Origin of the sequence: Alkalihalobacillus deserti (assembly GCF_020734105.1) — a bacterium.
GTDB classification, from domain to species: Bacteria; Bacillota; Bacilli; order Bacillales; family Bacillaceae_D; genus Halalkalibacter; species Halalkalibacter deserti.
Map to the genome: position 1 here is coordinate 60,911 of NZ_JAJAFR010000006.1, position 19,463 is coordinate 80,373.

The 19,463-nt window shown below is 36.4% G+C and carries 18 protein-coding genes and 1 riboswitch; of the genes, 15 read left to right on the forward strand and 3 right to left on the reverse strand.

Annotated features, from left to right (window positions below; genetic code table 11):
* Positions 1–9: 9 nt before the first annotated feature.
* The 7 genes from fliS (at position 10) to LDX58_RS12970 (ending at position 4,449) form a co-directional block, all read left to right on the forward strand.
* A complete protein-coding gene (gene fliS / locus LDX58_RS12940; protein WP_227937259.1) occupies positions 10–405 on the forward strand; it encodes a flagellar export chaperone FliS in 396 nt (131 codons plus the stop codon).
* Positions 405–770 carry a flagellar protein FliT gene (gene fliT / locus LDX58_RS12945; protein ID WP_227937260.1) on the forward strand — a complete coding sequence of 122 codons (366 nt, stop codon included), beginning with the start codon at positions 405–407 and terminating at the stop codon, positions 768–770. Before fliS ends, fliT begins: the two co-directional genes overlap by 1 nt.
* 380 nt (positions 771–1,150) lie before the next feature.
* On the forward strand, positions 1,151–1,732 hold the full coding sequence (locus LDX58_RS12950; protein ID WP_227937261.1) for a Uma2 family endonuclease: 582 nt from the start codon (positions 1,151–1,153) through the stop codon (positions 1,730–1,732).
* A 728-nt stretch (positions 1,733–2,460) separates the two neighbouring features.
* Positions 2,461–3,015, forward strand: coding sequence for a hypothetical protein (locus LDX58_RS12955; RefSeq protein WP_227937262.1), 555 nt, complete (start codon positions 2,461–2,463; stop codon positions 3,013–3,015).
* Complete coding sequence (locus LDX58_RS12960; RefSeq protein WP_227937263.1) at positions 3,008–3,550, forward strand: hypothetical protein; 543 nt, start codon at positions 3,008–3,010, stop codon at positions 3,548–3,550. Before LDX58_RS12955 ends, LDX58_RS12960 begins: the two co-directional genes overlap by 8 nt.
* Before the next feature lie 311 nt (positions 3,551–3,861).
* Positions 3,862–4,035: a hypothetical protein gene (locus LDX58_RS12965; RefSeq protein ID WP_227937264.1), complete on the forward strand. Its 174-nt coding sequence runs from the start codon at positions 3,862–3,864 to the stop codon at positions 4,033–4,035.
* 69 nt (positions 4,036–4,104) lie between these two features.
* Positions 4,105–4,449 carry a methyl-accepting chemotaxis protein gene (locus LDX58_RS12970; RefSeq protein ID WP_227937265.1) on the forward strand — a complete coding sequence of 115 codons (345 nt, stop codon included), beginning with the start codon at positions 4,105–4,107 and terminating at the stop codon, positions 4,447–4,449.
* A 371-nt stretch (positions 4,450–4,820) separates the two neighbouring features.
* Here LDX58_RS12970 and LDX58_RS12975 read toward each other — a convergent pair whose 3' ends face one another.
* Positions 4,821–5,726: a DUF6612 family protein gene (locus tag LDX58_RS12975; protein WP_227937266.1), complete on the reverse strand. Its 906-nt coding sequence runs from the start codon at positions 5,724–5,726 to the stop codon at positions 4,821–4,823.
* Between the two features lie 636 nt (positions 5,727–6,362).
* On the opposite strand from LDX58_RS12975, the gene cspD reads away from it, so the two are divergent.
* The 5 genes from cspD to LDX58_RS13000 all read left to right on the forward strand — a co-directional run bounded on the left by cspD (position 6,363) and on the right by LDX58_RS13000 (position 11,793).
* Positions 6,363–6,560, forward strand: coding sequence for a cold-shock protein CspD (cspD, locus tag LDX58_RS12980; RefSeq protein ID WP_034634086.1), 198 nt, complete (start codon positions 6,363–6,365; stop codon positions 6,558–6,560).
* Positions 6,561–6,741: 181 nt separating this feature from the next.
* Positions 6,742–7,302, forward strand: a complete 561-nt coding sequence (gene hpf, locus LDX58_RS12985) for a ribosome hibernation-promoting factor, HPF/YfiA family (RefSeq protein WP_227937267.1) — start codon at positions 6,742–6,744, stop codon at positions 7,300–7,302.
* A 442-nt stretch (positions 7,303–7,744) separates the two neighbouring features.
* Positions 7,745–7,829, forward strand: a riboswitch (cyclic di-GMP riboswitch).
* A gap of 149 nt (positions 7,830–7,978) precedes the next feature.
* Positions 7,979–9,406 carry an ATPase domain-containing protein gene (locus LDX58_RS12990; RefSeq protein ID WP_227937268.1) on the forward strand — a complete coding sequence of 476 codons (1,428 nt, stop codon included), beginning with the start codon at positions 7,979–7,981 and terminating at the stop codon, positions 9,404–9,406.
* A 12-nt stretch (positions 9,407–9,418) separates the two neighbouring features.
* Positions 9,419–9,673: a hypothetical protein gene (locus LDX58_RS12995; protein ID WP_227937269.1), complete on the forward strand. Its 255-nt coding sequence runs from the start codon at positions 9,419–9,421 to the stop codon at positions 9,671–9,673.
* Positions 9,658–11,793, forward strand: coding sequence for a LuxR C-terminal-related transcriptional regulator (locus tag LDX58_RS13000; protein ID WP_227937270.1), 2,136 nt, complete (start codon positions 9,658–9,660; stop codon positions 11,791–11,793). The genes LDX58_RS12995 and LDX58_RS13000 overlap by 16 nt, the downstream gene beginning before the upstream one ends.
* 258 nt (positions 11,794–12,051) lie before the next feature.
* Here LDX58_RS13000 and LDX58_RS26280 read toward each other — a convergent pair whose 3' ends face one another.
* Positions 12,052–12,570, reverse strand: coding sequence for a CBO0543 family protein (locus LDX58_RS26280; RefSeq protein ID WP_308017513.1), 519 nt, complete (start codon positions 12,568–12,570; stop codon positions 12,052–12,054).
* Between the two features lie 758 nt (positions 12,571–13,328).
* Here LDX58_RS26280 and LDX58_RS13005 point away from each other — a divergent pair.
* A complete protein-coding gene (locus LDX58_RS13005) occupies positions 13,329–14,477 on the forward strand; it encodes a GGDEF domain-containing protein (protein WP_227937271.1) in 1,149 nt (382 codons plus the stop codon).
* 151 nt (positions 14,478–14,628) lie between these two features.
* Here the strand turns inward: LDX58_RS13005 and LDX58_RS13010 are convergent, their stop codons facing one another.
* A complete protein-coding gene (locus LDX58_RS13010; RefSeq protein WP_227937272.1) occupies positions 14,629–15,138 on the reverse strand; it encodes a MarR family transcriptional regulator in 510 nt (169 codons plus the stop codon).
* Positions 15,139–15,759: 621 nt separating this feature from the next.
* Between LDX58_RS13010 and LDX58_RS13015 the strand changes: the two genes are divergently transcribed.
* Entirely contained in the window at positions 15,760–16,023 is a 264-nt protein-coding gene (locus LDX58_RS13015; RefSeq protein WP_227937273.1) for a hypothetical protein, read from the forward strand.
* A gap of 166 nt (positions 16,024–16,189) precedes the next feature.
* Positions 16,190–19,423 (forward strand): EAL domain-containing protein, encoded by a 3,234-nt coding sequence (locus LDX58_RS13020; RefSeq protein WP_227937274.1) that lies wholly within the window; start codon positions 16,190–16,192, stop codon positions 19,421–19,423.
* Positions 19,424–19,463 lie beyond the last annotated feature (40 nt).

Sequence of the window (19,463 nt, forward strand, 5' to 3'; positions counted from 1 at the left end):
GAATTTAACATGGCTATAGGTAATCCGCAACAAGCCTACCAACAAAATAAAGCAGTCACTTCATCTCCAGGAGAGTTGACGTTGATGCTTTATAACGGATGTTTGAAATTTGTTGGAATCGCAAAAAGGTCAATTGAGCAAGGGAAAATCCAAGCGCGTCATGAAAATCTAGTTAAAGCTCAAAATATTATTAGAGAGCTCATGGTTACTTTAAAAACCGATACGAAACTAGGTAAAGACATGTTAACGTTATATGATTTTATTTTATCTAGATTAACGGATGCCAACACAGAAAATAGTGTAGAAAAGCTCAATGAAGCGGAGGAACTGATTAAAGACTTCCGTGACACTTGGAAAGAAGCGTTATTAATTGATCGTAAAAAGCGTCATGAGGTTAAAGCGTAATGAATCAAACGATCCTTCGTTTGGTTGAGGTGTCGGACGAGCTGTTACAATTGTTAAAGTCGCTGACATTCGCTGATAACGAACAACGTGATGAAGATATCGTTAAAATTGAGCATCTTTTGAAAGAACGTGAGGGTGCTATTGCCTCGATCGATTCACCTGCAAAAACAGCAGAAGAATTAATTGCAGCAAGAAAAATAGTTGAAATGAATAAAGAAATTGTAGCGCATCTACAACGTTTAAAAGCAAAAATTAAAATAGATATAGATAAGATGTCATTAAAAAAGAAGATGAATAGAAAATATGAGAACCCTTATGATATGACAACAACCGAGGGAGCTTTTATCGATAAGCGTGATAGGTAATGAAAGTCGGTTCATTAAGTTTTACAATCCGACAATCCGAACCAGAAAAAAAACTCGGACAAGAACTCGTTAAATTAAATAAACATTTGAATGAACGATTGGAATAAATTCGAGCAGAGATTCGTGTCAATCTTTCAGAATTGAAAACGAAAAAAGTACAAGTTCGTAAATATGAAAATCCTTATGATGGACCGACTTCGGATGGTGTCTTTTTTGATAAACGTGGGGTGTGAGGGGAGGGGAGGTAGCTCTAGAGTGAGCTATCTCTTCTTTTCTTATTAGCTGATTACAACAATAGAAAATCAATTTAAGTTGAGTTGAATGTTAAATTGATGAAGACCTATGATACACTGTAGAAAAAAGTTAGGGGGACTCTTAGTATGGTAGCAAAACGTCAACAAGACATTGGGAAATATTCATATGCGGATTATTTGCAGTGGACTGAGGGAGAACAGATTGAGTTAATGGATGGAATTCCTTATGCGATGACTCCAGCACCATCCCGTGAACATCAGCGTTTAGTATTAGAGCTAGGAAGACAATTTGCTAATTTTCTTAAGGGACACGATTGTGATGTTTATGTGGCTCCATTTGACGTAAGGCTGACCGAGACTGTTTCACCTAACGATGAGGACATTAAAACGGTTATTCAACCAGATTTGAGTGTGATCTGTGATCAGAAAAAGTTGGATGAGCGCGGTTGTTTGGGAGCGCCTGATTTGATTATTGAGGTGATTTCCCCTTCGACCGCTGCACATGATTATATCCGTAAATATCAGCTGTATGAAAAGTATGCGGTAAAAGAGTACTGGCTCGTGCACCCGTTTGATCAAATAGTGACAGTCTTTTTGCTCGGAGAGGGCGGATTTGGCAAGCCTACTTACTATGATAAGGAACGCTCTGTTGCGGTGGCAACGTTGCCTGGTTTTACAATAGAAGTTGATTCTTTATTCGATAACTGATGAAAAAGAGGCGCCGCCACCTCTCCTACATATTCTGCTACAACTTCTTCCTCTTCACCGACTTCATCTAAACGTTCGTAGGCTTCGGTGCCTGTCACTCTCCGAAGATTGTTAAATTTTGTCGATAGATTAGAAGAATAATAGAAAATACACTTGAAGCGTGCACAGAGAAGCCAAGAAGGTTGCTCTATTTCTTTTCAGCGCAAAATAGCGGAAGTTATCCTTGTCTGATAACAAAATCCACCTAAAAACGGTACATATGTTATAAGTTTGAGCATACGTTTGTTCAAAGAGCAATAGATGTTCAACGAATTCCGAATTGGGTGGCACCACAAGTGGACAAAAACGTTGATTTTTCCACCTGTAGTGTCACTGACAGAAAGAGCTATCGCAATCAATCGCGGTAGCTCTTTTTTCATACTCCTTAGATTATGTCGATAGTTAGAATTCTATAATCAAATTGGTGTCAAGTGATTTGTCAATGTATTTCTGATAATTACTCGAATCATGCTATAATTAAAGAAACAAACGGGGGAGGGGTTTTTGGAGTTGATTATAGAAACGCTTCTTCTCACAATTTAATGTAGAAAATGGCAAAGATAAGTTAAATAAATAGTTATTAAAAGTAATCGACTTTACGACAGAAAATGAAACATCTATAACTTGAGAAAGTTCCTGTCAAGAAAAGGCTATAAGTGGATTAAAATGAAAAAGGGAAGTGTATATCAATGAGTTTGAAGGATTTAGAAGAGTTCTTAAATGATGATAATAATGAAGGTAATAATTTTGATTGGGAGAAAGAGAAGACTGATTGGTTAACGGCAGTTGATGATTTTTATCGTAACATTACCGAATGGTTGAAGCCAATTACTGAAAGGGATAACTCGAATTTAAAGATTACTTTGGATACATTAGTCATTAATGAAGAGGACATCGGAGAATATGAAGTTAAAAAGATGAATATTTCCCTTAAAGGAAAGAGGGTGGTTCTTGAACCAATCGGAACGATGTTAATCGGTGCTAGAGGACGAATTGATATGAAAGGCACATATGGTACAGTTCGGTTTGTGTTAGTCGATAAGCGTTTAAATAAACCGAATGTAACTGTTCGTGTAGTAGATTCTACAGGTGAAAAAGCGCTGAATGAGACCAATAAATCAACCTCTTCTCTTCCTAATGATTTTGGATGGAAAATCATTACGCCTCCGCCGAATGTTCAATATATTCCGTTAAATGAAGAAACGTTTACGCAATCTTTATTATCGGTAATTAGAAATGTCTAATCAAAGCTACCGATTCTCTGGAGAAAATCAAAATGTCGAGGATCTTGCTCGTTGGTTTCAACTCAATACAGAATCTATACAATTGTATAGAAAACAAGTATTAAATGAAGAAATAATACCTGAACAGTTTGTTGGTATGTCGCGTCAAGAAGTGCAAGAGTATTTTTTAGCTTTACTTAGGGAGGTTGAATTATCATTTTGTCTTAGTATGATCGCAGCAATAGAAGCTCGTTTTAGAATGGATTATTTGATAAGAGCTACTGAAAGGTTAAAAGATGATCTAAGTCGTGACTTCCGTGACATGTATAAGGAAAAAGCAGCTAATATTAGCTTGGAAGAAATGATATTAGAAAATTGGAAGATGAGATATCCTAACTTTAAAGGCTACATTAGTGACTATATTGGAGCATTAAAATATCGTCATTGGTTAGCGCACGGAAGGTATTGGAATCCAAAGTTAGGAAAAAAATATGATGCCACAAGTGTCTATTTAATTTGTAAAAATATAATAAATGAATTGCCGCTTTCTATCTAGTCACTCCTCGAAGATTATTAGATTTTGTTGATAGATTTATAGAAATACAATTTAGCGTGCACGGAGAAGACAAGAAGGTTGCTCTTTTTCTTTTTAGCGCAAAAAAAATCCAATCTTATTTACGTCTCTCTCAAACTGAAGAACTGAAACTACAAGCAGAAATCAAACAAATGTCGAAAGAAGAGGAGAGTTAAATTATGGAAAGTGGCTCTTGGGAACGCAGAGGAATAGAAAAGGGATTTGATATAGACGAAATTAAAGAGCTAACGAACTTGCCAATTACAGAAATTGAAAGGTGTAAAAAATAAAGTATGAGCTCAAGTGCGCCACACTCCGCAATAGAAAAAGCAAGTTCGATTGCTGTCTACGATGACACTCCATCTACCTATGTCCCGGCCTACCAAATCAACCTACCAAACGAACGCTTCGAAAAACTTCAATTTTTGCCTTTAAAAATGAATGCCGGGAAACATCGACTCCAATAATCCCAGAAAAATACCCGTACTATTACGTTATGAATAGAAGTCTCCCTGTTGTAATTTTAGTAATCAGCGATGAAAATTCATGAATTAAATAACCGGATGCAAGGAAACACAGATGACGCAGTCAAATCGATGAGTGAAAGTAAAGAAGATGTAAAAGGCGGAATCGCTTTAATCGATGAAGTCGGGTCGTCTTTTGCTGATATTTTAAAGCAAATTGAACAAGTATCGATTCAAATTGAAGATATGACAGCCGTATCAGAGGAAATGTCAGCAAGCACTGAAGAGGTGACGGCATCTGTGGATGAAGTGGCGAATACGGCAAAATCGTCTTCCGGTCATTCACAGCAAGTAGCTGCCGCTTCAGAAGAACAACTAGCTGCATTGAAGAAGTTAGCATCTTTGCTTCTCATTTAGCTGAACGAGCCGACGAGTTGAAACTGCTTGTCAACTAATTTAAAGTATAGTGAGTGAAAAAATCATAAATAATAGCTTGAAAGAAGGACTCGTTTATGAGGAGGCCGCTGAAAAGGTACGGTTTTCACCTTTTTTCAGTGGTCTTTAAGCAATGAGCGGAAACCGTTGCTTTGTCTTAAGCCAGCTATGAGTGGGTTTCTCATAGCTGGCGCGCAACGTGTGGAGCCATTGCTGCTTCCTCGAATCTGCTACAAGGAACTTTTTCAGTGGCCTCGTTTATGAGCCCCTCTTTCTTTCTCTTTTTCATTGGTTTTTATGGTGAGTTTTATCCAAAATCAATAAAAAGAGGTGACGCCCTGCGTCACCTCTTTTCAATATTCCTCTGTATCCTCTTCTTCACCGACTACGTCAAATTCAGACAAGCTCAAGTCAAACTCTTCCGCTTGGTCAACAATTGTTGCTGGAACTTCAATTTTAGTAAAATCATTGAAATCACTGAACGTCGCATGTGTACGTGTCTGAATCGTAACCGATTCGCCTTCGGTTGTTAGCTCAAACGCAATCGTCATATCCATTTTTGTTTGTAGAAATGTATCTTTTTCAATATGAAGGGTGTAATTTAATTCTTTTATATCTGACATGAGCATAAGTTGATCAATGTCTCCCGCCATGTCATCGTGAACAAGGCGGTTGAGTTCTTGGGCGAATGTTTGAAGTGAATCGGCTGCGCCTTCGACTGTAATGATGTAATGGTCGTTATCCTCTGTGTGGCTTAAGTTTTCTGTGTTTTTAAGAAGCAAGGCCAATTGCTCATCTGTACCAAATTGAGATGTTTCCAATTCGCGTAATTGCTGTGCTAGATCATCTGGATAGGTGAACCATGTATCTTCCATTGGGTCTTTATAATATACGGCATCTTCGACCATGTAAAATTCCATTTCTGTTTTGCCGACTTCAGGTAGTTCCATCGCCATTTTTTGATACATGTTAAAAGGTTCTTGCGTCATTTCCATATAAACGGATATGTTGGTTGAGTAGCTTTCTTGATCTGGTAACGCCATGTCTTGGGTCATGTTCAATTCTGTTGATAGGCTTTGAACGTTTTCCATGGCTTCCATTGACTTTTGTAAGATCTCTTCAACAGTCAAGTCTCTTGGTACTTCCTCCGTTGTTTCTTTTTCTGAAGGGTCTGTAGATTCTACTGATGTCGTTTCACTGCAGGCTGCTAAAATAGTAAAGCAGCAAAGAATAACGAACCAGTGTTTTAAATTCCTCATGCATGATCCCCCTTGTTTTTTTTACACAACACCTCCAAATTTTATCAAAGTTTTACTTATTTATATAGAGACAAAAGGTTTAAATGGAAAGAGGATGATTCATTTACAATGCTTTGATCGAATGTTCACAATATATAGGGTGTCTTTTTTGATGTATGTACTATATTTTGTGTCATTTACGATCAAGCATGTTTTGAATCATCCTATTATATAAAAGAGCGAAGGGCAAAGTCTCAAAGAAGTGAGCTGCTTCGACACTTTTCAACCCTAGTGAACGCGAAGTAATGGGGCTATGTAGGAGTAGTCGCAATCATCTAGGGAAATGAGGTATAAGGTCGGATCTATTTCTAATGGTTTATGTCGTTCCTTGTTAGTATTTACCATTATCTGACTCTATTGTAATAGTATAAAAGGATGAGGACAATGGATCTTGATAGATTATTACACATAACATTTTTAAAAACGTTAAAACTATCTTTCGTGACAAATGTAAGCGTAATCAATTGAAGTCAAGATCTGTTGAATTTTGGCGAGTTGTCAGACGTTTAAAGGTTTGACATCGGTCTGAGAGCGCTGTTATAGTTAAAGTGTGGAAAAGATCCACAAGTATTTTAGTTACGAAGGGAATGTGAAAAGATGCAAGGTAAAGTAAAATGGTTTAACGCAGAAAAAGGTTTTGGTTTCATTGAGCGCGAAGATGGGGACGATGTATTCGTACATTTCTCAGCTATCAACTCAGACGGGTTCAAGTCTTTAGACGAAGGTCAAGACGTTGAATTTGAAATCGTTGAAGGTGCTCGTGGTCCACAAGCTGCGAACGTAGTTAAGCTTTAATTCACATTCCTGTTGGAAATGAATAATAGCTAAAAACGATACGGCTCATTCTAGTGTTCTAGAATGAGCTTTTTTTAATATAATAGTTTACAACCTTCATATTTTTAATTGTTTTTCATGTTTAAGAAGGACTTAGTCTGGGGTATAGAGAAATAAGTACATAGAAAAGGAGGAGTTGTTCATGAATTACAATATCCGTGGTGAGAACCTGGAAGTAACTCCAGCTTTACGAGACTATGTGGAAAAGAAAGTCGGTAAGCTTGAGCGTTATTTTGATACGACACCAATTGCAGACGTCAATGTGCGTATGCAGGTTTTAAACAATCAGCATATCATTGAAATCACGATTCCGATGCCTCAACTATTGCTACGAGGTGAAGACGTCCATATAGATATGTATGCGGCTATTGATAAAGTTGTAGAAAAATTAGAACGACAAATCCGCAAGCATAAAACAAAAGTGAATCGCAAGTTTCGTCAAGAGGGAAGCTTGAAATATATGTTTAAAAATGAGCTGGAGCCACTTGAACTAGAAGATGAAGTCGCTGTGCCTGAGGATGAACTAGAAGTGGTTCGGAAAAAGCGCTTCAATTTAAAGCCAATGGATGCCGAGGAAGCAATTTTGCAAATGGATATGCTTGGTCATAACTTCTTTGTCTTTTCAGATGCTGTAGACGGAGCGACAAGCGTTGTCTACAAGCGAAAAGATGGGAAATACGGGTTGATTGAGTCTGAGGCTTAAGTTTAAATTAGGAAGAGAGTAAGAGAGTGCGGAGATTCCGCACTCTCTTATTTTTTTGTTAGTTGCAAGTACTAAGGTGAAACTAACAGGTGCGATTGAGTGGAGAAAGCTATAGTGAATAGAGCAGATAGATTAACGGCAAAAAGAGCCATTGGCCCTATGCCGTTTTAGTCTTCTAGAACTAACGTTATTCACATAAATAACTGGATTAGTGGTATTAATACAATCGAGAACGTAATTGCTATACAAAGGAAGAAGAGGAGACGAAAATTTTATTGCAATTCACACCTACAATTAATAGTTAATAACTTTTTTGTCTTTTTACCCCAAGCTGAGAAGTTCCATCGTAAATTGACCTTCATTCTAGTCGCGTGATGACAAACGTGTTAAAATATTTAGGGGATCTTATAACATCATGGACTTTCAAAAAAGAGACTAGTTTTCACGATAATAGCAAACTTATCTAAAGATAAGGACGCAAAGCTACGGGCCTAAAGCAACTTCGCGATGGTAGCCGAGTTACCGAACGAAACGTATTAAGCTAAAGGATGGCTACTTTCTAGGTGCCATCTTACTTTATGTAGTTAAAAAGAGATTCCTTAATCTCACTACTAATTATCCGTGAAATAATGAATGGTTTACCTATAATTTGTTACAAATGGGAGTGAGATTCATTATGGTGACATATACAAAAGCAGGAATAGATGGACTCGATGTCATTTTAACGGGTGGATTACCGACTGGTTCTGCTACCTTATTAGACGGGGCACCGGGTACTGGAAAAACGATATTAGGAATGCAATTTTTATATAATGGTGCAAAGGAACATGATGAAGCGGGAGTTTATATAACCTTTGAAGAATTTCCTGATCAAATCTATAAAGAAATGAACTCATTTGGTTGGGATTTAAAAGCACTCGAAAGGGAAAATAAACTGCGTGTCATCTGTATGTCACCTGAGGTGCTCATTACTCAGATGAAGCAGAAAAATGGTCTTTTTGAACAAATTATTAAAGAGATCGATTGTAAACGAGTCGTGATTGACAGTTTGAATTTGCTTCATTTTGGGATTGAAAGTCAAGTAGAAAAAAGAGAGACCGTTTATACGTTAAGGAATATACTCCGTAAGTATTCATTAACTTCTTTGTTAATAAATGAACGGACATCGCTTCACGAAAAAGAAATCCCTTTTGTCAGTTATGTTGTCGATGGGGTCGTCCAACTTTCTTTGAAAGAGCATCATACGATCTATCGGAAGAGAACGTTAGAAGTGTTAAAAATGCGCGGCTGTAAAATTAAAGAAGGCGAACATATTTATCGAATAACCAATTCGGGCGTTTACCTTGTGCCAGCGTTGTCGATGATTGAAGATATGGTCGTCACTGACAACCAAGCGAATGTAACAACGGGAATACCTAGCCTAGATCAGATGTTATCTGGTGGAATTCCAAGAGGGACTGCTTTTGTATTAGATACAAACAGTAAGGCTAATTATAAATATTTGCTTGCTTCGATTGTGACTAGCCGAATTCTTGCAGGTGAAAATGTGATCATGGTGTTATCAAGCTTATTAAGCATATGCGACTATGAAGAGATCTATCGTTTATTCGGTGTTGATCTTGATGAAGTAGTCCAACAGAAGCGGATTTATTTTATTGAACACTATGATCGGCCAGTTCCAGAATCCTATAAATCGGCTGTGATTCAAGTCAACAAAATGGATAATAAAGAATATAAGAACACCATGCAAGGGAAATTAAATTCGATTGTTTCAGAGAGAATTAATCAAGGGGAAACGTGGTTTATGTTTTATGATCTAAATACCCTTGTTTCTCAAAGAGGCAAAGACTTTGTTACGAGCCACTTTACTGAAGAAGTTGCCTTTATTAGTGCACAAGGCATGAGCATGCTTGCTTTAACGAACTTTACGGAGATTGGCCCAGAAACGGCAAGCTTTCTTGAAAGAACCTGTAATGGGGTGTTTCAAACATGGGTTGATGGGAACTACCAGTATTTCCAACTGAAGAAATCACCACAAGGGAATATGTCACAGCCATTACTAGTTGAGAATATACAATCTAAACCTTTCATTAGGTTTTTATAGGGGGATGATCAAATGGTTGCTTTTCATTTCAATCCGCTGCAAGTGGAGTGTACATTGTTTTTTCAAGAGAACCCTTACGCATACGAAACGATAAAAGGCTTAGCGACTCGACTTGGAAGAAATACCGAAGATTTAGTCGATGCACTAGATCTGTTGGTTTCAAGTATGGTATTAGAAGTGATTGGTTCAGGTGAAACGGCTATTTACCGATATATTCAACCTGTAAATCTAGATTTAGGAAAGGTGGAGTCATGGGAGCAAGCGTAACCTTTCTTCAAGATGTTCAGGATGCTTATGCGAAGTTAATGGATCTAAGCATGGTCCTTATAGATGTAGATGGAAATGAAATAACAGACATATCGAATAACAATCCTTTATCTCGTTTACTTCATAGCGAATGGGGGACAACGGATCATTATAAGAGCTTTTTAGAACCGTTACAGTCCATTCGTCAGCCAACTGTTGTCGATAATCGAATGGGCTTAAAATTAATCGTTTCTCCAATACGAGTAAATGATCAAATTTGTAATTATCTGATTGCAGGTTATTTTTTAGAACCATTGACACGAAAACTCGTGGGTGAATACGCCTTGCAACATTATTCAAACATAAGAGGTTTAATGGAGGCTCTCGAACTAGTACGAGAGCTATCTGAAGAGGAAAAAAATAAAAAACTCAAGCTAGCTTCTACCTTGACAGAGGTAACTGAGACATTTATCAATGCACAGGTAGAAAAGAAAACGGAGCGTGACACGTTTGCTTTTATCCATGGCAAGCTTGAAAACATTCGAACGGGCAAGGCCACAGCCTCTTCTTTTTTAGAAGGGTTGTACCATCTTCATTCGGATTTCAATTTTATCGGACTAGCAATTGAAAATAATGATAGTTACTATCGGATTGAAGCGATCCTCGGTGATCATACCGAACAATTTAAAGGGCTTACTTTTGCAATGGGGGAAGGCTTCCTCGGACACACGATTGCGACTCAGCAATTTCAATTTTGGAAAGACACGAACAATGACCCACGAATTAACTTTTTTAATCGGTACGGCCTTTACCCAAAAAGTTTATTTTGCGTACCTATTTTTGTTGAGGAAAAGGTGGCTGGAATATTGTTCGGGGGAAGCACCAAACATGAAATGAAAAATCCCGACATTTTAGAACCAGTTAAAATGCATTCATCTTTGCTCAGTGTCTTAATTACTTCCGAAAACCTTAGGGAAAACCTCCAAAATCATTTAATGGAGTTATCGACATTCAATGAAGTTTTTCGTGTCATGACGACCGTGAAGGATATTAAAAGGGTTCTCTATATTCTTGTTGATATTAGTATTAATATTATGAGGGGCCCTTTTGCTTGTATTGTCTTTAAATCGAGAAAAAATGATTCTAAAGTTGATATTGTTTCAAGAGGTCTAGCGAACACAGAAATAAACGATTATGGCTATGATGTTGCCAAAAGAGCATTTTCCGATTTAAACAAGGACATGAACTTAAAGCAACCGGTACTTGGGAAAACGAATTGGGGAAATGAAGTGTTAGAGTTTCCGTTATCTTTCAATGATCACTTCTTCGGGATGTTATGTATTGGCTTAACACATAAGCATGATCCAGAAAAATATAAAGCTTTCTTATCTACTTTAGCTGTAGCGGGAAGCATTTCGATTCACCTCTGTCAACAGGAGGACGGAACAGGAACAGACGATTCAGTTATCCAGTTGTTACAGGAAGCGATGAGTCAACAAAACGAAGTCCAATATAAGTTATCAATGAAAATAAAAAGTCATGTAAAGGATTTTACTTCCTACTTGAATGATGGAGATTATCTGTCGTTAAAGAAGATAAGTGGACTAGTTTATTTTGAGACTACATTACTTGAGAATTACTTGAGTGACGATAAACTACTTTCGATTTTTGCTGAATTTAAAAATGTCCTTGCGAAAAAAGCTGGAACTAGTAAAGATAGTGAAATTTTAGCAATGATCTATTGTTTTGTTACTCAAAATGAAAACTTAATAGTCATTAAAGAGATTCCGAATATAAGGGAAGAGTTGAAAGAAAAGTTTGTAGACTATGTCAATCAACGGTCAATGGTTGAAACGGAGATTTCCTTAGATTTTGGTCGTCAGCCCGTTACTAGTAGCAAGCCTACTATCCAAAATGGGGAAAGCATTTTGAAGAAGAAGCTTAATCTGTCTTCAAGGGAAGTAGAAGTTTTAAATCAGCTTTTAAAGGGTTTTAATAACCGTGAAATTGCGAGTAACTTATATATCAGCGAACACACAGTGAAAAATCATATTACTCATATCTTCCAAAAGCTTGGGGTGAGTGATCGCTCTCAAGCGATTGCGATGATCTATCAATTAGGTTATTCTCCTTCTCATTAATGGACCCGCTACTAGGCGGGTTTTTTTTCTTTGTAACGACAACCTATTGCCTAATCTTCGCTAATTACAATGCCCCAATAATAAAAAGGTTAACCAACATTAAGGATTAACCTCCTCAATCCAACCTTTAGAGTTCTTTTGAACAAACTCGAAGCAATGAGCGAAGCCACTGCCATGTTTTAAGTCGATCCGAGTGGTTTTCTCGGATAGACGCGCAGTGAGTGAAGCCATTGCAACGCCGCATTAGGAGAGAGGATATTAAAGGTTCAAAAAGGGCGGTCTTCCCTTATTGAACAAACTCTTAAAGAACCACCGGGAGTAAAGGCGGGAAAGATAATAGGTGAAAGACATGGTAATAAAGCTCCAGTGCCAACTCCACTTTTTGTATGTAATCAAGTCTGTATACTTTTCGATTAATATTTCAAACAATGTAACAGCACCACTATATGAAAAAGTATAGAATGCTTTAAATAAGATCCCTCTCTTTTCTGGATAACAGACGTTAAAAAGTGAAGTTAAGGCTGGATAGATAAAATATTCAAAAGAGAAACCGGATTTGTTTGATTTCTTGAAATAGGGTCTATATGGATATTTAATAAAATTCTTCTCTACCACTAGTAATCCAAAGAACCATGTTACAGTCTGTTGAAAAAGAAAAGGAACATGTGCTTCTCTCACTTTATTTTTAGGGATATATTTAAATAGTAATACGATTGTAATGATGCAAGACGAGAGGATGATTGTATTTTCTTTATTATAGCTAGCGATTATGATCACCTCCTTTAATGATAACTTGTTTTCACTATTTGAACGTATACAGATAAAACGGTATAAGATTTAAAGGGTTTGGTCATATTATGGCTCATATTTTAAAAATTATTTGCGAATGCAAATAAAAATTAACGGGCTGAAAAAGCCTATTAAATCGAGTATGAACTCACATAGGGTTTATACTCGTTTTTTTTATCAATGTTTTAAAACAAAAAGAAGCCTGACTTAGCGAGGCCACTGAAAAAGGTACGGTTTTCACCTTTTTTCAGTGGTCTTTAAGCAATGAGCGGAACCGTTGCTTTGTCTTAAGCCTGCTATGAGTGGGTTTCTCGTAGCTGGCGCGCAACGTGTGGAGCCATTGCTACTTCCTCGAATCTGCTAAAAGGGACTTTTTCAGCGGCCTCTGACTTAGCTATGTAGTTCGCTTTTGATATTAGCTGTTGTCAATTGTGTAATTTCTGTTATTCAAGGTGTAATTAGGAATACAAGTATTGAATCACTTTAATTGATAATACGGGATTAATAATCAATATGAAGGCTGTGAGTAGCAGACCTTATAATACGGTCGATCAGTAAAGTAATACCAATACTCATAGAAGGAAATAGAAAGGGTGAAAGTAGAGTTTTGTTCCTACTAAATTAGGGAGTGATTTGCTAAATATAGGAATCATTCGTTATTGTCTATTTATTGCTCTTAGGACATAATGCTACTTGTAAGAAGTCAATCTTAAGTGAAAAATAACGAATTTGTGATAGGAGAAAGTATGAAAGAAGTAAAAATTAAAATTTACATTGCATTTATTAGTTTGTTTTTCCTTATGTTATTTTTATCGTGTTTTTTATTATTCAATGCTTATCAGACCTATAAGGATAACCATGAACTACACGCTCAATCAATAGAAATGGCTGAGACCATTCTTAGATTGGAATATTCGACTTCTAGATTGAACTTTTTAGGGCAACAACACATCCTATCGAAACGTAATAAAGAAATGAATGATTATAATAAAGAAATTGAATCAACATTTGATGAACTGATGGTTATATTAATGAAAGTGGAGTTAAATATCGAAAATGACAGTGTGTATAGCAATATTATTGAGAAATGGGAACTTTATTGGAGTATTTTTGAAGCAGCCATTAGTTTGAGTCAGGAAAACAACGATACTGAAGCTCTGAGGTTACTAATTGAAGCCAATAGGGAATTTGAAGAGTTTAAAACCTTCTATTTACAGCCCTTATCAAATGATTACTATCAATTAATTTTTAAACTTATAGAAACACAAAAAACAAATTACATTAGTTATTTATGGTTTGGGGTCCTATTACTTGTTATATCTATTCTGGGCTTTGTTCTTACTTTCTACTATTTGCAGCAAGTATTAAAGGAAACCGTATCTTTAAAGCAAAAGTTAGAATTTCTAGCTTTTCATGACGAACTGACTAAATTACCTAACAGAAGAATGTTCCAAAAACAAGTGACAGAAAGAATAAGTGAATCAGATGAGCGATTTGCTTTCATGTATTTAGATATGGACAAGTTTAAGTCGATTAATGATAACTTTGGCCATGACATTGGTGATTTAGTTATAGTCGAATTTTCAAAAAGAGTAAAGAACTGTATTCGTGATACAGATATGTTGAGTAGACAAGGGGGGGACGAGTTTACGATTCTTCTTAATGAAACGCAAGAGGAGAAGATTATAGGTGTAGCTGACAGAATTATTCGTTCGTTTGAACACCCCCTTTTCATAGAAGGTAAACCGTTCCATATGTCAACCAGTATTGGAATAGCCATTTACCTTCAAAATGGTAATGACTATCCGACACTCTTAAAAAACGCTGATAATGCGTTGTATGAAGCAAAAAAGCATCGTAATATATTTAAAATAAGCAAACAATTTGAAAGATAGGTTCTTTGTAAACGTAGGTATTTGTGAATACGTACAAAGCTTAAGGCTTGATGATAGTCATATCTTCAAGCTTTTTTTAATAAGTGTTCCTCTAGTTTTGATGAAGCTAATGATCCTATATAAAAGGTCAATCATAAACTCGTTGACCTCTTTACTTGGATTGATTTAATAGATCAGTTGATGATTTCATGACAAAATCAGTGAAGTGTTGTCCGATTAATTCAGTGCTTAATAATTTGGAAACCTCAATTAGTTTTGTTAGATCTTCTTTTGGAATTTTTTCGATTAACTGAATGAACTGTAACTCCGAGTTTGACGTATTTTCATCTATAAAGTTTTGTACAATTTTTCTGCCTTCTTTTGTTAAAGTGATTTTCTTCGTCCGAGCATCCTGGCCATTTTCAATCACAACTAACTCCTCTTCTTTTAGTTTATTCAATTGTCGAAACACATTTGAAATATTCGCTTGAGCTAGATTGGTCAGGTCTGTCATTTTTATAGTTGAATGAAAATATAAAATCCATAGAATGCGAAAACCAGGCAATGTTACCTTCTCATTTTGTACATTTTTTCTTACATCGCTTTCAATTGCAAAATTAAGACCCCTGATAAAGGCATATACTAAATAGCCTTCAGTAAAACGTTCTCTCAATAAACTCATTCATTTTCCTCCTACTAAGAATCAGTTATGAAGACACACGTACAATTGAAAACTTCTTTTGAAACTCAATATGTATATTATTTCCAGATGGACTTTCTTTAAACTGAAACGAAAGTGGCATGTTTGTTTAAGGTCCTTTAGCCCTTGCGATATGATCTCCAATCATTGCTACGAGTCTGTTCAAAAAGGGAAAAATCACCCCTTTTTGAACAGACTCTGCTAACAGTTTAATATATTCCGTATTCCTCGATCGTTCGTTACGTTCTTTAGCGATTATAGATTATACTCGTCATTGTATTCTGTTGTTTGCTCATCGAATACCTTATGAGTCCCCTTCAAAACGCACAGTAAGGATTATTGATAGGACGTATAGGAGTAAATTCCTATACAACAATAGGACACTCCTATCAATCTCAAAAAAGGAAGCAGTTGGATAATCAGAGTACGGTTTTTTTTTGCTTACTTTCATAAATAGGATATTAATCTCAGTGAATTAGACCTATTTAATTTGAAAATTGGGAACCTAAGGTGATGTACGATTATTAGCTTTTATTGGAAAATAAACATGTAAGTATAATATGAAAAACATAAACTCGTTTAAATCAACAAAGAGAGGGTTATATGGAAAAAAATAAGTTTGAAAACTTCATAAGAGTCAATCATTATATTCTTCTGTTCGCTCGTAATAGTGAATGTAGTGATCGGAATGTTTTCAGAACAGCAACTTACGATCAAGCGTTACAAACATTAGAATGTCTTAAAATAATTGAGTGTATCGGTCAGCCATTTCAAGATTGCACATGTCGTTATCAATATGTGAATCCAAGTGTAACTCAAGTTGATCTTGTTGAAATTAAAGGTTTCAGAACAAGCTCGAAGCAATGAGCGAAACCACTGCAATGTTTTAAGTCGATCCGAGTGGTTTTCTCGGATAGACGCGCAGTGAGTGAAGCCATTGCAACTCCGCATTAGGAAAGAAGATATTAAAGGTTCAAAAAGGGCGGTCTTCCCTTTTTGAACACGTTCTTTTATTAAAATTTGAGGTGAAAATATGAGAAAACTATCCTTTCGAAAACGTAATAGCGTCGAGAATTTGAACAAAGATGTACTTTATAAAGATTTATTTTCAAACTATCCAGATGCGTTATTTCTTTTGGATTATAAAGGGGAATTTATTGACATCAATGATGATTTAGCCTCTTTGACTGGATTTTCGAAAGAGACGTTATTATATTCTCACTTCTCAAATTATATTCACGCAAACGATTTGGATCTTGTGAAAAATGCGTTCACTAATGCGTTAAAAGGAAATGCAAATGAAAAGGAATTTAGAATGATTCATAAAAGTAAAACGATTAAATTCGTTTCTGTCAAGGTAGGACCAGCGATGATTAACGGCGAAGTCTTAGGAATTTATGGGGTTGCCAAAGATATTACCGAGATAAAAATGTTAGAGAATGAACTCAGAAAAAGTGAAGTTCTCTTTGAAACGCTTATCCAGCAGTCCGCTGATGTAATTGCTAAGTTAGACCGATCAGGAATTATTCAGTACGTAAGTCCTGCTGTTAAACAAGTATTAGGATATGAGGCTAAGGAGCAAATAGGGAAGAGCTGCTTAGATTGGGTTTATGAAGGCGATTTAAAGATCGCACAAAATGTAATTCAATCTGTATTAAATGATCCTCAGAGTAAAATTAAAGCGGAGTTCAGACTGAAGAAGGTGGACGGAAGCTCGTTATATTGTGAAGTCAGTGTTATGAATCTTCTTGATGATGAAAACGTCAACGGGATTATTGTTAATTACCGAGATATTTCGAGCAGGAAAAAGTCTGAAGAAGAAATGAAACAATTGGCTTATTATGATTATTTAACGGGACTCCCAAATCGATTTTTGCTTGAGAAATGCCTTTTGGAAGAGTTAGAGAAAGGACAGCCGTCAGCTATTTTATTTATAGATCTTGATCGGTTTAAAGTCATTAATGATAGTATGAGTCATCATGTAGGAGATCTTTTGTTAATAGAAGTGACAAAGCGTCTCAAGTCTTGTTTAGCTGAAAGTGATTATCTCTTTAGACAAGGCGGAGATGAATTTGTCATTGTACTTACAAATGTAGATCGAAACTTAGCATCAAACATATCCGATAAAATCGTACAGTTATTTGCTTCTCCATTTTTCGTTAATAACTTTGATGTTTATACTTCCCCAAGTATCGGAATCAGTATGCTGCCAGAGGACGGGACATCAGTTGAACAACTGACAAAGAATGCCGATTTTGCGATGTATCAAGCGAAAAACAATGGAGGAAATGGCGTTAGTTTTTACTCGCCACCTGATGTCGGTGATTCGATCAACCCATTAAAGTTAGAAATGGAGTTGCACAGTGCGGTAGACCGAAATGAATTAGTCTTACACTATCAGCCCAAGGTCAATTTAAAAACGGGTGAGATAATCGGTGTAGAGGCTTTGATCAGATGGCTTCACCCAGAGTGGGGAATGATCTCGCCAGGGACGTTTATTCCGATTGCGGAGGAGTCTGGATTAATTATACCAATTGGAGAGTGGGCACTTAAGGAAGCGTGTAAACAAAATAAAAAATGGCAGAGAAATGGCTTTAAATGTGTGATGTCTGTTAATTTATCTCCAAGACAATTTACAAAAGTCAATTTAGTACAAACAATTAAGAGAATCCTTGAAGAAACAGACCTTCAGCCATACTTTTTAGAATTGGAAATTACAGAAAGCATGACAGTCAATATTGATCAAACGATTACGACCCTTCATGAATTTAAGAAGCTTGGGGTTAAGATCAGTATAGATGATTTTGGGACAGGCTTTAGTTCCCTAAATTACTTGAAACAATTTCCTATTGATACGTTGAAAATCGACCAATCATTTGTCCGTGAATTATTCGATGACACAAGCGATGCAACGATTGTGAAGACGATTATCTCGATGGCACATAACTTAAAGCTAAATGTTGTCGCCGAAGGCATTGAAACAAAGGAACAGCTTGTTTTCTTGCAACAGCATCTTTGTAATGAAGGACAAGGTTATCTTTTTAGTAAACCAGTTCCTGCCAGTGAGTTAGAAAAAAGAATACCTGAGATCACACAAATTGTAAATGAACAAGGTGTAACTTTAAATAATAATGAGCGTATATGGACAGAAGAATTCAATGTGATCACAAAGAACGATGCAGAAAACCCTCAGCAAGATTTTATATTCAAATTTAAAAAAGTGGATGATCGCTTTATTCACACGTTTTCTAAGGGTGAACTATTTCCTTCAAATACGATTGGAAAAGAACTAAGAGAATTTCTTCCAGAAAAAATAGCTGCTGAGAAAGTTCATTATTATGAAAGAGCTTGGAATGGTGAGCAGGTTACCTATAAAGCGATCTTGAACGGCTTTTATTATATTGCCACTTTAAAACCGATTAAATATCAGGGACAAGTAACGGAAGTGATTGGTACTTGTATGGATCTGTCGAGACTAGAGTTCGATCAATCTTCTTATCCTGAAACTAGATACGGCTTACTAGCTGAAAATGTAACCGAATTAATAGATGATTGTGTTGAAGGTATGATTGTAACTGAAAACCGAAGAGATAAAGATTTCCATTGGAAGGCGGAAAAGCTACAACTAGTAAGTGAATTAGCGGCAAGTATCGCACATGAAATTAGAAATCCGGTTACGTCGATAAAGGGGTTTGTTCATCTACTCGAACAAGGAATGTTGAAGCAAAATTATTTTGATGTTATCCGCTCTTCGATCCATCAGATTGAGAAGTACATTGAAGAGTTTCTAAACATTTCTAAACCACCAATCAATCAAAAAGACGCAGTCGACATCGATATGTTGCTACAAGATGTGAAATCATCACTGGCTCACCTAGCAAAGGAAAAAAGGGTAGAAATCTATCTTGAAGAAGCGGCTGACTTTCCTCAGGTCAAGTGTGACCCGGTCCAAATCAAGCAAGTGTTTATGAACCTAGTTACCAATAGTATTGAAGCGAGTCAAAATGGTGGATTGATCAAGCTTCGTGTGAGTAACAGTGGATCTAATCTTCTCATAAAAGTCGTAGATCACGGAGTTGGGATGAAAGAAGAACGCTTAGGTCGGTTAGGAGAACCATTCTTTAGTATTAAAGAAAAAGGGACAGGTTTAGGGTTAATGTTATGTCACCGCATCATCTGGCAACATAACGGTACGATTTCAATTGCTAGTGAAGAAAATAAAGGAACCACGGTCGTGGTAAGATTACCTGGTCTTGATATTAATTGATTGCTTTTGGGGTAAATTACCACTCAAGTACTAGTAGGAA